13 protein-coding genes and 1 pseudogene are annotated in these 14006 nt (G+C 74.5%); 7 read left to right on the top strand and 7 right to left on the bottom strand.

Annotated features, from left to right (window positions below):
- The coding region (gene fdhD, locus EDJALFJO_RS05275) for a formate dehydrogenase accessory sulfurtransferase FdhD (RefSeq protein ID WP_198950025.1) at positions 1 to 835 on the top strand (835 nt) is incomplete at its 5' end.
- Positions 836 to 1239: 404 nt separating this feature from the next.
- Here fdhD and EDJALFJO_RS05270 read toward each other — a convergent pair.
- Positions 1240 to 1707, bottom strand: coding sequence for an SRPBCC family protein (locus tag EDJALFJO_RS05270; RefSeq protein ID WP_088282926.1), 468 nt, complete (start codon positions 1705 to 1707; stop codon positions 1240 to 1242).
- 201 nt (positions 1708 to 1908) lie between these two features.
- On the opposite strand from EDJALFJO_RS05270, the gene EDJALFJO_RS05265 reads away from it, so the two are divergent.
- Genes EDJALFJO_RS05265 through EDJALFJO_RS05255 form a run of 3 tightly spaced genes read left to right on the top strand, consistent with a single transcriptional unit; the run spans position 1909 to position 4844 of the window.
- Positions 1909 to 2376 carry a BLUF domain-containing protein gene (locus EDJALFJO_RS05265; RefSeq protein ID WP_158220291.1) on the top strand — a complete coding sequence of 156 codons (468 nt, stop codon included), beginning with the start codon at positions 1909 to 1911 and terminating at the stop codon, positions 2374 to 2376.
- Between the two features lie 45 nt (positions 2377 to 2421).
- Positions 2422 to 4158, top strand: a complete 1737-nt coding sequence (locus tag EDJALFJO_RS05260) for a DUF885 domain-containing protein (RefSeq protein ID WP_233149690.1) — start codon at positions 2422 to 2424, stop codon at positions 4156 to 4158.
- Positions 4155 to 4844 carry a Maf family nucleotide pyrophosphatase gene (locus tag EDJALFJO_RS05255; RefSeq protein ID WP_088282922.1) on the top strand — a complete coding sequence of 230 codons (690 nt, stop codon included), beginning with the start codon at positions 4155 to 4157 and terminating at the stop codon, positions 4842 to 4844. The genes EDJALFJO_RS05260 and EDJALFJO_RS05255 overlap by 4 nt, the downstream gene beginning before the upstream one ends.
- A gap of 30 nt (positions 4845 to 4874) precedes the next feature.
- On the opposite strand, the gene EDJALFJO_RS05250 is transcribed toward EDJALFJO_RS05255, so the two are convergent.
- The 6 genes and pseudogenes from EDJALFJO_RS05250 to EDJALFJO_RS05220 form a co-directional block, all read right to left on the bottom strand.
- Positions 4875 to 5267, bottom strand: a complete 393-nt coding sequence (locus EDJALFJO_RS05250; protein ID WP_088282920.1) for a cupredoxin domain-containing protein — start codon at positions 5265 to 5267, stop codon at positions 4875 to 4877.
- 63 nt (positions 5268 to 5330) lie between these two features.
- Positions 5331 to 5627 (bottom strand): annotated as a pseudogene (locus EDJALFJO_RS05245) (deferrochelatase/peroxidase EfeB); the annotation flags it as partial.
- An 87-nt stretch (positions 5628 to 5714) separates the two neighbouring features.
- On the bottom strand, positions 5715 to 6188 hold the full coding sequence (locus EDJALFJO_RS05240; protein ID WP_088282916.1) for an SRPBCC family protein: 474 nt from the start codon (positions 6186 to 6188) through the stop codon (positions 5715 to 5717).
- Positions 6189 to 6701: 513 nt separating this feature from the next.
- A complete protein-coding gene (locus tag EDJALFJO_RS05230; protein WP_088282912.1) occupies positions 6702 to 6941 on the bottom strand; it encodes a hypothetical protein in 240 nt (79 codons plus the stop codon).
- Complete coding sequence (locus tag EDJALFJO_RS05225; protein WP_198950024.1) at positions 6938 to 8527, bottom strand: acyl-CoA carboxylase subunit beta; 1590 nt, start codon at positions 8525 to 8527, stop codon at positions 6938 to 6940. Before EDJALFJO_RS05225 ends, EDJALFJO_RS05230 begins: the two co-directional genes overlap by 4 nt.
- Positions 8520 to 9695: an acyl-CoA dehydrogenase family protein gene (locus EDJALFJO_RS05220; RefSeq protein WP_088282908.1), complete on the bottom strand. Its 1176-nt coding sequence runs from the start codon at positions 9693 to 9695 to the stop codon at positions 8520 to 8522. The genes EDJALFJO_RS05225 and EDJALFJO_RS05220 overlap by 8 nt, the downstream gene beginning before the upstream one ends.
- Positions 9696 to 9825: 130 nt before the next feature.
- Between EDJALFJO_RS05220 and EDJALFJO_RS05215 the strand changes: the two genes are divergently transcribed.
- The 3 genes from EDJALFJO_RS05215 to EDJALFJO_RS05205 all read left to right on the top strand — a co-directional run bounded on the left by EDJALFJO_RS05215 (position 9826) and on the right by EDJALFJO_RS05205 (position 13854).
- Positions 9826 to 10224: a MerR family DNA-binding transcriptional regulator gene (locus EDJALFJO_RS05215; RefSeq protein WP_088282906.1), complete on the top strand. Its 399-nt coding sequence runs from the start codon at positions 9826 to 9828 to the stop codon at positions 10222 to 10224.
- A gap of 136 nt (positions 10225 to 10360) precedes the next feature.
- Positions 10361 to 12619, top strand: coding sequence for a phosphate acetyltransferase (gene pta, locus EDJALFJO_RS05210; protein ID WP_088282904.1), 2259 nt, complete (start codon positions 10361 to 10363; stop codon positions 12617 to 12619).
- A complete protein-coding gene (locus EDJALFJO_RS05205) occupies positions 12616 to 13854 on the top strand; it encodes an acetate/propionate family kinase (RefSeq protein ID WP_088282928.1) in 1239 nt (412 codons plus the stop codon). Before pta ends, EDJALFJO_RS05205 begins: the two co-directional genes overlap by 4 nt.
- Positions 13855 to 14006 lie beyond the last annotated feature (152 nt).

The following is a 14006-nucleotide window of genomic DNA, read 5'->3' as shown; positions in this document are numbered from 1 at the left end:
CCGCCGTCGCGTCGTCCGCGTCGTCCTCGACGCCGACGGCGTCCACGCCCGCCCGGCCCGACCCGACACGCTCGCGGTCGAGGAGCCCCTGGAGATCCGGCTCGGGACGACGGGCGAGCCGGCCCCGTTCACGGTGACGATGCGGACCCCCGGGCACGACCTCGAGCTCGCCCTGGGCTTCCTCGTCGCGGAGGGCGTCGTCCGCTCCCCCGCCGACGTCCTCGGCGCCCGGCACTGCCCCGACGCCTCCCGCGACGCCGACGGCGAGCCGACGTACAACGTCGTCGAGGTCGTCCTCGCGCCGGGCGTCGCGGCCCCGGAGGCCGCCCGGCACCGGCACGTGAGCAGCGCATGCGGGATCTGCGGCACCGAGACCATCGAGGCGGTGCGCGCCCGGTCGGCGTTCGACGTCTCGACGGACGACGTCCGCATCTCTCCCGAGGTCCTCGCCGGCCTGCCCGACCGGCTCCGCACCGCCCAACGGGTCTTCGCCACGACCGGCGGCCTGCACGCCGCGGGCCTGTTCACCCCGGCCGGCGACATCGTCACCGTGCGGGAGGACGTCGGGCGGCACAACGCCGTCGACAAGGTCGTCGGGGCGTCGCTCGAGGCCGGCCGGGTACCGCTCGCCGGGCACGTGCTCCAGGTGAGCGGCCGGGCCTCGTTCGAGCTCGTCCAGAAGGCCTGGACCGCCGGCTGCCCGGTGCTCGCCGCGGTGTCCGCCCCGTCGTCCCTGGCCGTCGAGCTCGCCGAGGAGGCCGGGATGACCCTTGTCGGCTTCTCCCGCGGCGGCTCGTTCAACGTCTACACGCGCCCGGACCGGCTGGGCCTGTAGCTCCGCTCCCTCCTGGGAGCACTGCCTGCGCACGCATTGCTCTGCCCTCAGAAGTGAGGGTGGCACAGGCGAACGCCTTGCTCTGCCCTCAGGTGTGAGGGTGCCGGCCGACGAGCCGCGCCACAGCTTCGTCTTTGCTCCGCGACTCCCCGCGGTCGGACCGGCGTTTCGGCGAGCAACGCCGAAGCTGTGGCGCGACGCTCAGGTGCCCGGCAACGCCCCTTCCCAGGCCACCCTCACTTCTGAGGGCAGAGCAAAGCATGGGGACGGCGTTCCTCCACGGCGGCTGGGAACGCGCGCCCACCGGGACAGCACGAGGCCCCGGGAGCCGGAGCCCTCGGGGCCTCGTCCGCTCTTCACCTGCTCCGGCGGCGCACCCGTGTCGAGCGCCTGCCGCGCGCGGGTCAGTCCGTCGGCGAGCTCTTCTGCACGTCGTCGCGGTAGGCACCGGTCTCGACGCCGCGGGACTCGATGTACTCCTTGAACCGCTTCATGTCGCCCTTGGCCCGGTGCTTCACGAGGCCGAGCTTGTCGCCCAGGTTCTCGACGAGGCCCTCGGGCGTCGTGTCGAGCTGGAGCGTCACGCGGGTCAGGTCGTCCGCGAGGCGGTGGAACGTCACGACGCCGGCGTGGTCGGTGCCGCCGACGCTGTGCCAGGCGACGCGCTCGTCCGGGTGCTGCTCGGTGATCTCGGCGTCGAACTCGCGCTCCACGCCACCGATCTTGATCTTCCAGTGCGTCAGCGTGTCACTGACCTGGGTGATCGTCTCGACGCCCTCCATGAACCGCGGGAACTCCTCGAACTGGGTCCACTGGTTGTAGGCGGTGCGTACCGGGACGGCGACCTCGACGGTCTCGATGACGTCGGACATGCGATGCGTCTCCTTCGTGGCTCGATCCGTTCGCGACTGGTTCGCGTCCGTACCGGTCCGGTACCCGGCAACGACATCCGGAAACGCGCGTGACCACCGTCGTGGGGTGTCTCACAGTGAGATCCGGACATCGCCCCCGATGTGCACAGGATGGTCCCCGGCGATCTGTCGACAGGCGCACGGTGCGACAAGGGAGTCCGCATGACGAGTCCGGCGACCGACGGGCCCGACGGCCCGGTGTTCCGTCTTCTGTACCGCAGCCACAACCTCGTGCCGGAGCAGGACCGGCGGCGGGTGTTCGGGGAGATCTTCACGACCGCCCGGTCGACGAACAAGAAGCTCGGGATCACCGGTGCGCTGCTGCTCACCGAGGACGTGTTCGTCCAGGTGCTCGAGGGCGACGAGACCGCCGTCCGCGGGTTGCTCGGCCGGATCGAGAAGGACGCGCGACACGACGACGTCGTCGTGCTCACCGCGGAGACCGTCCCTGAGCGGGTGTTCAGCCGCTGGGCGATGGCCCGGGTGTCGACGGACGGCGAGCCGGACATCCCGCTCATCGCCGGCGCCCGCGGCATCACCGTGGCCGCCGGGCGCGGGGTCACGAAGGAGCAGGAGGCACTTCTCGACGTCATGCGGGAGGCGGCCCACGGGCAGCGTCACGAGGTCTGAGCGGGTCACGAGGTCTGAGCGGGCGCCTCGGCTACGGTCGGGGGCGTGACAGCACGCACGGCCGAAGCCCGCCCCCGCACCGCCGTCGACGAGGCGGCCGACGCCCACCTCGAGCAGATGTGCCGGCTCGACCCGGTCTCCGCGACCGCCGACGGTCTCCAGGGCCACGAGTCCGGGATGACCGACTACTCCCCGGCGGGCCTGGAGGCCAGGGCGGCGCACCGCCGGCGCACCCTGGCCTCGCTCGACGCGCTGCCGGTCACGGACGCCGTCGACGAGGTGACGGTGGCCGTGCTGCGCGAGCGGCTCGGCCTGGCGCTCGCGCGGCACGAGGCCGGGCTGGACGGCGCCCTCGTCGGCAACATCGACACCCCGGTCCAGGGCCTGCGCGAGGTGTTCGACGTCCAGGGCGCGAGCACCCCGGACGAGGTGACCGCCGTCCTCGACCGCCTCGAGGCGCTGCCGGCCGCGCTCGCCGGCTACCGCGAGAGCCTGCTCGCCGCCCGCGCCAGCGGCTGGGTGCCGACGCTGACCGGCGTCCGGACGGCGACCGAGCAGGCCGTCGAGTTCGCCGGCGACGGCGACCCGGCCGCCGGCTTCTTCACGACCTTCGTCGACGGCCTCGACCTCACCGGCACCCCGGCCGCCGCGGCCGCCGACCCGCGCGGCACCGCCCGCGCCCTCGCAGACCGCGCCACCGCGGCGTACGCCGACCTGGCCGCCTGGATGCGCACCGACCTGCTGCCCGCCGCGACGACGGACGACGCGTGCGGCCGCGACGCGTACGCGCTGCACTCGCAGTACTTCGTCGGCGACCGCGTCGACCTCGACGAGACCTACGCGTGGGGTCTGGAGGAGCTCGCCCGGATCGAGGCCCGGATGGCCCGGGTCGGCCGCGCGCTCGACCCCGACGCGCCGACCGGCGACGACCCGGAGCCCGTCGCCGCCGCCGTCGCCGCCGGGATCGCCGTCCTCGACGCGGACCCGGCACGGCGGATCGAGGGCGCCGAGGCCTTCCGGGACTGGATGCAGGCCGCCTCCGACGCCGCCGTCGCCGAGCTCGGCGGCACCCACTTCGACATCCCCGAGCCGATCCGCACCCTGCGCTGCCGGCTCGCGCCCTCGTCGTCCGGCGTCATCTACTACACCTCACCGTCGGAGGACTTCTCCCGGCCCGGGCAGATGTGGTGGTCCGTGCCCGAGGGCGTCACGAGCTTCTCCACGTGGCGCGAGACCTCGACCGTCTACCACGAGGGCGTCCCCGGCCATCACCTCCAGATCGGCCAGACCGCCTGGAACGCCGCGCGGCTCAACCGGTACCGCCGCTACGGCGTCTGGGTCTCCGGCCACGGCGAGGGCTGGGCGCTGTACGCCGAACGGCTCATGGAGGAGCTCGGCTACCTCGACGAGCCCGGCGACCTCATGGGCATGCTCGACGCGCACGCCCTGCGCGCCGCCCGGGTCGTCGTCGACATCGGCGTGCACTGCCGGCTGCCCGCACCCGCCGAGGTCGGCGGCGGCACCTGGGACGCCGCCAAGGTGCTCGCGTTCATGACCGCCCACACCCGGATGGGCGGGGCCTCGACCCGCTTCGAGACCGAGCGCTACCTCACCTGGCCCGGCCAGGCCCCGTCCTACAAGCTCGGCGAACGGGTCTGGCTCGCCCTGCGCGAGGACGCCCGCCGCCGCGACGGCGCGGACTTCGACCTCGCCGCCTGGCACCGCCGCGCCCTCGACCTCGGCTCCGTCCCCCTCGACGTCCTCAGGAAGGCCCTCGCATGAGCACCGCCCGACCGGACGCGACGGGGCCCGTCGTCGTTCTCGGCTCGGCCTCCCCGGCCCGCCGGACGACGCTCGAGCGCGCGGGCGTCGACGTGCACGTCGTCGTCTCCGACGTCGACGAGGACGCCGTCGTGGCGCACTACGGCGTGACCGACGCGCAGGACGTCGCACTCGTCCTCGCGAAGGCGAAGGCCGAGGCCGTCGCCGCGCTCGACGACCTCCCCGACGGGGCGATCGTGCTCGGCTGCGACTCGGTGCTCGAGCTCGACGGCGAGGTGCACGGCAAGCCGGGGACGGCGCAGGAGGCGACCGCGCGCTGGCGGCGGATGCGCGGCCGGTCCGGGGTGCTGCACACCGGGCACTGGCTCGTCGACGTGCGGGACGACGTCCCGGCCGGCGCGACCGACGCCAAGGGCAAGCCCGTGCGGCCGGGTGGCACGCTCGGCGCGGTCGCGTCCGCGACGGTGCACTTCGCGAACCTGTCGGACGCCGAGATCGACGCCTACGTCGCGACCGGCGAGCCGCTCCAGGTCGCCGGTGCGTTCACCGTCGACAGCCTCGGCGGCGCCTACGTCAGCGGCATCGAGGGCGACTACCACACGATCGTCGGCGTCAGCCTGCCGCTGCTGCGCGAGCTCCTCGGCGAGCTCGGCGTCGCGTGGCACGACCTGTGGCGCCGGGCCTGAGCCCGGCGCCCGGCCGCTCGCCGGCCGGTCTCAGCCGGTGACGGTGAACGGCGTCTTGACGCCGTCGCCCTTCTGGCCCGGCTTGCACTGCAGCGTGTAGCTGCCGGCCTCGACCTCGACGACGAGCTTGGCCGTCGTCCCGGGGCCGACGTCCTCGCGCTCGCCGACCGTGCCGCCCTTGGCGTCGAGCAGGTACAGCTCGCTCTCCTGGGTGCCGTTGTTCGTGAAGTCGAACTGGATGACGCCGGCCGTCGAGGTCGCCGAGGCCGGCGTGCAGGCGGTGTCGGTGCCGGTCACGGCGACCGTCACGTCGACGGGCTTGCTCGAGCACCCGGCGAGCGCGATGACGGCGAGGAGGGCGACGGCGGTGGCGGCACCGGCACGGCGGGGCGAGGACGTCGGGACGACGGAGGCGATGGTCACGAAGGTAAGCCTTACCTAAACCCGACGGCACGGGTCAAGTCGTGATCCGCCCCGCGGAACCGGTCAGCCCTCCAGGAGGGCCTGGCCCCAGTACTCCCCCGCCCGGACGCCCGGCGGAATGGTCCAAAGTCCCGATCCGGTGTGGACGAGGTACTCCGCCATCGCGTCGGTGCGGGAGAGCTTCGCCTGGAGCGGGACGTACTGGGTGCGCGGGTCCCGGCAGAAGGCGACGAAGAACAGCCCGGCGTCGAGCCGGCCCAGGCCGTCGGAGCCGTCGACGAACGAGTACCCGCGCCGCAGGATCCGCCGCCCGGAGTTCGCGTCCGGGTGGGCGAGCGCGACGTGCGAGTCCGGCGGGAGCTCGCGCACCCGGACCGGCAGTCGCCCGTCAATTACGACCCTTGGATGTGACCTAAACAGTCTCCGCGGGCGCGTGGTGCCGCACTGTCAGCGTGTGGTGGCCTCCGCGAGGTCGCGCACGCGCTGCAGGGTGATCTCCATGCCGCGCCGGTTGTGCTCGCGGGCGTCGAGGGTGAACCGGGCCACGGGCGACACGAGCCGGACGAACCAGTGCCGCTCGTCATGCCACTGCTCGACGACCCGGGTGCCGCCGTCCGGACTGTCCGCGAGTGCGTAGGTCCAGCGCGACACCGGCAGCCCGGCGAACCGCGACTCCCAGGCGATCCGCTCCCCCGGCACGTACTCGACGAGCCGCGACAGCGTCGCCCAGACGCTCACCCCGCGCCGGTTGACGCCGCGGAACCGCGCCCCGACCGCCGGCGCCCGGACGTCGCCGACCCAGGTCACGCGGCGGCACTCCGGTGACAGCTCGCCCATCCGGGTCGGGTCGCCGAGCAGCGCCCACACGGCCTCCCGCGGGGCCGCGACGTCGACGTGGACCTCGAGATCATCAGTCGTCACCGGCGCAGGCTACGAGGAAGCGCGTCCGCCCGCGACCCCCCAGGTCCGCCGCGAGGTCAGATGCCGGGCCCGGTTCCACGGCGCCACCGGACACGGGTAGCTCCGCTTCTCGAGCTTCGGGCGCTCCGCGCCGTCCTTGGCCCACACCGAGGCGACCACCTCCTCGGCGCGCAACGCGTTGCGGTACAGGACCTTCTTGCACGCCGCGCACCACCGGTCCCCGTCACAGCCGTACGCCTTGCTCCAAGCGTCAGCAGTCGTGACCCTGGCCGGCCCGGCACCGGTGACGGACCGCCCCGCCGCCACTGCGGCGCGGTACCTGGCCCGAGCGGCGTCTTGCACCTCCTGCTGGCTCCGCGCCGCGGCGTCCTGTCCCGCCCTGATGCGCTTGGCGGCGGCTTTCGCGGCCCCGGACCGGCGACGCGCCTGCGGCTTCGACACCCGACCTCCCTGCGGACGACGCAGGTCGATCATGCGGCAGAAGGGATCGTCGGCGGAAGGCCGAGGCCGCGATCAGCCCGCTGGCAGGACGGCACGCCGGGGCGACAACCCCAGTGCGGCGAGCCGCCTGTGCCGCCACCCGACGGGCGCCGGCCCGGGCGCGCCGGCGGCACCCGTCCGGCGGCCCGCCGTGAGGATCGCCGCGACGGCCGCGACGAGCTCGTCGTGCGTCGGGTGCCCCTGGGCCGCGACCCCGATCGCCGGGACCGCGGCGGCGTGAACGGGCGGCGCGGCGCCGTCCGGCCCGCTCATACCGGCGGCACCCCGTGGCGGCGCTCGCTGAAGCGGCGGTCCCGGCCGACGGCGTACGCCAGGCGCAGCACGACCTCGCGGCGCAGCTCGGCGGGCTCGATGACGGCGTCGACGACGAGGTCGTTCGCGAGGCGCATGAGGTCGACGTCCTCCTCGTACTCGGCCCGGCGCGCGGCGACGAAGGCGTCCCGCTCGGCGGCGTCCTCGATGGCGGCGATCTTGTTGGCGTACACCGCGTTCGTCGCGGCCTCCGGGCCCATGACGGCGATCCGGGCGGTCGGCAGCGCGAGGGTCGCGTCGGGGCCGAAGCCGGGGCCGGCCATCGCGTAGAGCCCCGCGCCGTACGCCTTGCGGAGGATGACGCAGACCTGCGGCACGGTCGCCTCGGAGACGGCCGTGATCATCTTCGCGCCGTGCCGGATGATGCCCGCGCGCTCGACCGCGCTGCCGATCATGAAGCCCGGCACGTCGGACAGGTACAGCAGCGGCACGTTGAACGCGTCGCACAGCCAGATGAACCGCGCGGCCTTGTCGGCGGAGTCGCCGAAGAGCACGCCGCCCCGGACGGCACTGTTGTTCGCGACGATCCCGACCGGGCGCCCGTCGAGGCGGCCGAACCCGACGACGAGCTCGGCGGCGAACAGCGGCTTGACCTCGAAGAACGAGTCCTCGTCGACGAGCGCGTCGACCACGGTGTGGACGTCGAAGGGCACGGACTCCTTCTCGGGCACCGACTCCCGGGTCAGGACGGCGACCGGCGCCTCGGCCGGGTACTCCGGCGGCACCTCGCGCCAGCACGTCGGCAGGTACGAGAAGAACAGCCGGGCCTGCTCGATCGCGTCGGCGTCGTCGACGGCGAGGTTGTCACCGCAGCCCGAGACGGTGCAGTGCATCCGCGCACCGCCCATCTCCTCCAGCGACACCGTCTCGCCGACGACCATCTCGGCCATCCGCGGGCTGCCGAGGTACATCGACGCGTTGCCCTCGACCATGACGACGATGTCGCAGAACGCCGGGATGTAGGCACCACCCGCGGCGGACGGCCCGAAGAGGCAGCAGATCTGCGGCACCTTGCCGGACAGCGCCACCTGGTTGTGGAAGATCCGGCCCGCACCGCGCCGCCCCGGGAACAGCTCGACCTGGTCGGTGATCCGGGCACCCGCCGAGTCGACGAGCCAGAAGACGGGCAGCTCCTCGCGCAGCGCGTGCTCGGTCGCGCGGACGATCTTCTCGACCGTGCGCGCCCCCCACGACCCGGCCTTGACCGTCGGGTCGTTCGCGATGACGATCGCCGGCCGGCCGTCGACGAGCCCGCGGCCGGTGACGACGCCGTCCGCCGGCAGCCCGGCCCCGACCGCCCAGCCGGACGGCGCCCCCGCCAGGGCGTTGGCGAGCTGGCCGTCCTCGACGAACGTGCCGTCGTCCACGAGCAGCGCGATCCGCTCCCGGACCGGCAGCTTCGCCTGGCCGGCGAGCTTGGCGGCCCCGGCGTCGGACGGTGCGAGCGTCGCCGCCCGGGCGGCCGCGACCTCGGCGTAGTGGTCGTGCGCCGCGGCGCCGATCTGCTCCTGCACGGTGTCAGTCAACCGGAAGTCCCAGGCCGCGGGCGATGACGAGCCGCTGCACCTCGCTCGTGCCCTCGCCGATCTCGAGGATCTTCGCGTCCCGGTAGAACCGCGCGACGGGGTACTCCTCGATGAAGCCGCTCCCGCCGAAGACCTGGGTGGCGACCCGGGTCGCGTCGACGGCGGCGGTCGAGGAGTGCAGCTTGGCGATCGCCGCGGCCTGCTTCACCTCGGCGAGCGAGCGCCGTCCGGCCGTGTGCTCGTCCTTGAGCCAGGCGGCCTTGTACGTGAGGAGCCGGGCGGCCTCGACCGCGACGGCGAGGTCGGCGACGGCGAACGACACGCCCTGGTTGGCCCCGATCGGGCGGCCGAAGGCGACCCGGGTCCGGGCCTGCTCGGTGCAGGCCTCCAGGCACGCCTGGGCCAGGCCCACGGCGAGCGCGGAGATCGCGATCCGGCCGTCGTCGAGGATCGCGAGGAACTGGTGGAAGCCGCGGCCGCGCTCGCCGAGCAGGTTGCCCGCCGGCACCCGGACGCCGTCGAAGGACAGGCCGTGGGTGTCCGAGGCGTGCCAGCCGAGCTTGCGATAGGCGGGCTCGACGGTGAAGCCGGGGGTGCCGCTCGGCACCATGACCGCGCTGATCTCGGGGCGGCCGTCGGGCCGCTCGCCGGTGCGGGCGGTGACGGTGACGACGCTCGTGATGCTCGTGCCCGAGTTCGTGATGAACGCCTTGGCGCCGTCGACGACCCACGCGTCGCCGTCCAGGCGCGCCCTGGTCCGGGTCGCGCCGGCGTCCGAGCCCGCCTCCGGCTCGGTGAGCCCGAACGCCGCGAGTGCCCGGCCGGCGACGAGGTCGGGCAGCCAGCGCTCCTTCTGCTCGGTGCTGCCGAACGTGAGGATCGGGTTGATCCCGAGCCCGACACCGGCCGAGAGCGTGATGCCGACGGACTGGTCGACCCGGCCGAGCTCCTCGATCGCGACGCACAGGCTCGTGAAGTCGCCGCCCGCGCCGCCGTACTCCTCGGGGGCGACGAGGCCGAAGAGCCCCAGGTCGCCCATCTCGGGGACGAGCTCGACGGGGAAGCGGTGCTCCTCGTCCCACTGCGCGACGTGCGGCGCGACCCGTTCGGCCGCGAACTCCCGGACGACGCGGCGGAAGTCCTCGTGCTCCTCGGACAGCTCGAACATGGCCCACCCTCGCGTCGGCCGACGACGTCGTCGGCGTGACCGTCGGCCGGACGATCTCCGACCTTCTCCTTGACGTTAACGTAAAGGTAAGATGGTCACGAGCCGGTCCGCAAGGCATCCTGGGGGCGCGATGGAGATCGACACGGCGACGACGTCCACGACCTGGACGATCGGTGAGCTCGCGGACGAGTTCGGGGTGACCCACCGCACCATCCGCTTCTACGAGGACCAGGGCCTCGTCACGCCCGAGCGCCGGGGCACCGCCCGGGTCTTCCACGTCCGCGACCGGGTCCGGCTGGCGCTCGTCCTGCGCGGCAAGCGCCTCGGCTTCGACCTCGGCCAGATCCGCCGGATCGTCGACATGTACGACGAGGAGCCCGGCGAGGAGGGCCAGCTGCGGTACTTCCTCGAGCAGATCGCCGCCCGCCGCGCCGAGCTCGAGCAGCGCCGCCAGGACATCGAGACCACCCTCACCGAGCTCGCCGAGGTCGAGCGCCGCGCCCGCGAGACGCTGACGAACCTGCACTGACCGCCGTCCCCGCCCGTCCTCTGGCGGGACACGCGCACCAGAACCAGGTCTTGGCGTGCCTTACCCACCAGAGGACGGGAGCACCCGGGACGTCCGTGGAAGACCCCGGCGCACGACTCCGGTTAGCCTGGCGACCGTGGCCAGGTCCCTGTACGTCGCCGCCGCGGGTCCGGAGAGCGGGAAGTCCGCCGTCGCCCTCGGCGTCGTCGAGGCGATGGTCCGTCGCGTCGGACGGGTCGGCCTGTTCCGGCCGGTGGTCCGCGCCGACGGTCCGGACCCGGTCGTCGCGCTCGTCCGGCAGCGGTTCCCCGCGGTCGTCCCGGACGACGCAGCGGCCGCCGCAGCGTGCGGGGTCACGTACGACGACGTGCACACCGACCCGGCCGAGGCGACCGCCCGGATCGTCGACCGCTTCCGCGCCGTCGAGCGCGAGCACGACGCCGTCCTCGTCGTCGGCACCGACTACACCGACGTCGGTGCCCCGACCGAGCTCGCCTTCAACGGCCACCTCGCGGTCAACCTCGGTGCCCCCGTCCTGCTCGTCGTCAACGCCCGCGGCCGGACGCCGGCCGACGTCGCCGCCGCAGCGGACGTCGCGTGCGGCTCGCTCGCCGCGCACGCCTGCCGGCTGCTCGGCGTCGTCGCGAACCGGGTCGACCCCGACGAGCTGAAGGACGTCCAGGAGTCGCTCGCCGCCGTCCGCGGCCTCGCCCACGGCGCCGGCACGGACGGCGCCGCGGCGGCCGTCACGCCCGGCACCGAGCTCGCCGTCCACGTGCTGCCCGAGGAGCCGCTGCTCTCGGCGCCGACCGTCAAGCGGGTCGTCGACGCCGTCGGCGGCGACCTGGTCCTCGGGGCACCGGAGCGGCTCGACGTCGAGGCGCGCTCGTTCGTCGTCGCCGCGATGACCCTCCCCCGGGTGCTCGAGTACCTGCGCGAGGACGGTCTCGTCATCGTCCCCGGCGACCGCAGCGACGTCCTGGTCGGCGTCCTCATGGCGCACCGGTCGCAGACGTTCCCGCGACTGTCCGGGGTGATCCTCTCCGGCGGGACGCGGCCCGAGCCGCCCGTGCAGCGGCTGCTCGACGGCATCGGGTCCCGGCTTCCGGTCGCCGTGACGCCGCTCAACACCTTCGAGGCCGCCACCGTGGCCGCCGGCACCCGCGGCTCGCTCACCGACGGCTCGGCGCGCAAGATCGCGACGGCGCTCGACCTGTTCGCCGCGCACGTCGACGGGCCGGCCCTGCTCGACCGCCTCGACCTCGTCCGCAGCGACGCGGTGACGCCGCTCATGTTCGAGCACGACCTCGTGGAGCGGGCCCGGGCGAGCCGCCGCCGGATCGTCCTGCCCGAGGGCACCGAGCCGCGGGTGCTCGCCGCCGCGGCGGCCGTGCTGGCCCGCGGCATCGCCGACGTCGTCCTCCTCGGGGACCCGGCCGAGGTCGCCCGGGCCGCCGCACGGGCCGCCGTCGACGTCTCCCGGGCCCAGGTCCTCGACCCCGCCGAGGACTCGCTGCGGACGACGCTCGCGACCGAGTACGCGCGGCAGCGGGCGCACCGCGGGGTCACGTTCGAGGGCGCGTGGGACGTCGTCGCCGACGTCTCGTACGCCGGCACCCTGCTCGTCGAGCTCGGCATGGCGGACGGCATGGTGTCCGGCGCCGCGCACACGACGGCGCAGACGATCCGCCCGGCGTTCGAGGTCATCCGCACGGTCCCCGGCGTGAGCGTCGTGTCGAGCGTCTTCTTCATGTGCCTCGCCGACCGGGTGCTCGTGTACGGCGACTGCGCCGTGAACCCGGACCCGACCGCCGAACAGCTCGCGGACATCGCCATCAGCTCGGCGACCACGGCGGCCTCGTTCGGCGTGGAGCCGCGGGTCGCGATGCTCTCGTACTCGACGGGGACGTCGGGCGCGGGCAAGGACGTCGACAAGGTCCGCGAGGCGACCCGGCTGGTCCGCGAGCGCGCCCCGCACCTGCAGGTCGAGGGCCCGATCCAGTACGACGCCGCGATCGACGCGGGCGTCGCCCGGACCAAGCTCCCCGACTCGACCGTCGCCGGCCGCGCGACCGTCTTCGTCTTCCCGGACCTCAACACCGGCAACAACACGTACAAGGCCGTCCAGCGCAGCGCGGGCGCGCTCGCCGTCGGCCCGGTGCTCCAGGGCCTCAGGAAGCCGGTCAACGACCTGTCCCGCGGGGCCACCGTGCCGGACATCGTCACGACGATCGCGATCACCGCGGTCCAGGCGACGAGCCTGGCCGAGGCCGCCGGCACGTCGGGCGGCGCCCCGAGCGCGCCCGACGACACCGGCCCGGCCGGCGCCGAGCCGTGGGCCGCCGGGGTCGCCGCGCGGGCCGCCGCCGAGGTCGCCGCCGAGGTGGCCGGGTGAGCGCGCACCCCGGCACCGGGGACGGCGGCGGGCGGGTCCTCGTCGTCAACACCGGCTCGTCGTCCCTGAAGTACCGGCTCGTCGAGCCCGGGTCGGGCACCGTCCTGGCCCGCGGCCTCGTCGAGCGGATCGGCGAGACCGGTGGCCGGCTCGAGCACCGCCGTCCGCCCGCCCACGACGGGCCGGACGACGTCCACGAGGTCGACGGCCCGTTCCCCGACCACGCGGCCGCGCTCGCCGCCGTCCGCGACGCGTTCGCCGACCACGGCCCGGACCTCGCCGACGCCGGTCTCGCCGCCGTCGGGCACCGCGTCGTCCACGGCGGCGACCGGTTCCGCGACCCGGTGCTCGTCGACGACGACGTGCTCAAGGCGATCGACGACCTCGCCGTCCTCGCGCCGCTGCACAACCCGGCGAACGCGACGGGCATCCGGGTCGCCCGCGACCTGCTCCCGGACCTGCCGCACGTCGCGGTCTTCGACACCGCCTTCCACGCGACGATCCCGCCCCGGGCCGCGACGTACGCCGTCCCGGCCGAGTGGCGCACCGAGCACGACGTCCGCAAGTACGGCTTCCACGGGACGTCGTACGCGTACGTGAGCCGGGAGGCCGCCCGGCTGCTCGGGAGGGCGCCGGAGGAGACCAACCTCGTCGTCCTCCACCTGGGCAACGGCGCGAGCGCGTGCGCGGTCGAGAACGGGCGCAGCATCGACACGTCGATGGGGCTGACCCCGCTCGCCGGCCTCGTCATGGGCACCCGCAGCGGCGACGTCGACCCGGCGCTCGTCGCCCACCTGCACCGGGTGGCCGGGCTGTCGACCCAGGACGTCGACGACGCGCTCAACAAGCGCAGCGGGCTGCTCGGGCTCGCGGGCGTCTCCGACGTCCGCGAGGTCACCGAGCGCGCCGCGGCCGGCGACCCGGACGCCGTGCTCGCGCTCGACGTCTACTGCTACCGGATCCGCACGTACGTCGGCGCCTACACCGCGGCCCTCGGCCGCGTCGACGCCGTCGTGTTCACCGCGGGCGTCGGGGAGAACTCCGCGGTCGTCCGCGAGCGCTCCCTCGCCGGGCTCGAGCGGCTCGGCGTCGTCGTCGACGAGGCGCGCAACCGGGCGGGCGGCCGCTGGGCGCGGGCGGTGAGCCCGGACGGCGCGGAAGTGCCGGTGCTCGTCGTGCCGACCGACGAGGAGCGCGAGATCGCGCGGCAGGCACTGGTGGTCGCCCGTGGCTGAGCGCCCCGACCGGTACCCGCCGTACCAGCGCCCGGACGGCGCCGAGGACCTGTTCACCCCGGCCGCCGGGCTGCACCTGCCGGGGCAGCCGGGCACGCAGCCCGCGGCCCCGCCGGACGCGCCGCCGGCCCGGCCGATGTCCCGCCGCGAGG

Origin of the sequence: Kineosporia sp. A_224 (assembly GCF_002198655.1) — a bacterium.
GTDB lineage: Bacteria > Actinomycetota > Actinomycetes > Actinomycetales > Kineosporiaceae > R-H-3.
Note: the sequence above shows the minus strand (reverse complement) of the source record. Positions and strands in the feature narration are given on the sequence as shown.

Excerpts from the sequence above, each read along its gene's own strand:
- EDJALFJO_RS05270 (WP_088282926.1), bottom strand. The coding sequence starts at position 1,707 with ATGTCCGACGTCATCGAGACCGTCGAGGTCGCCGTCCCGGTACGCACC.
- EDJALFJO_RS05265 (WP_158220291.1), top strand. The coding sequence starts at position 1,909 with ATGACGAGTCCGGCGACCGACGGGCCCGACGGCCCGGTGTTCCGTCTT.
- EDJALFJO_RS05255 (WP_088282922.1), top strand. The coding sequence starts at position 4,155 with ATGAGCACCGCCCGACCGGACGCGACGGGGCCCGTCGTCGTTCTCGGC.
- EDJALFJO_RS05230 (WP_088282912.1), bottom strand. The coding sequence starts at position 6,941 with ATGAGCGGGCCGGACGGCGCCGCGCCGCCCGTTCACGCCGCCGCGGTC.
- EDJALFJO_RS05220 (WP_088282908.1), bottom strand. The coding sequence starts at position 9,695 with ATGTTCGAGCTGTCCGAGGAGCACGAGGACTTCCGCCGCGTCGTCCGG.
- EDJALFJO_RS05215 (WP_088282906.1), top strand. The coding sequence starts at position 9,826 with ATGGAGATCGACACGGCGACGACGTCCACGACCTGGACGATCGGTGAG.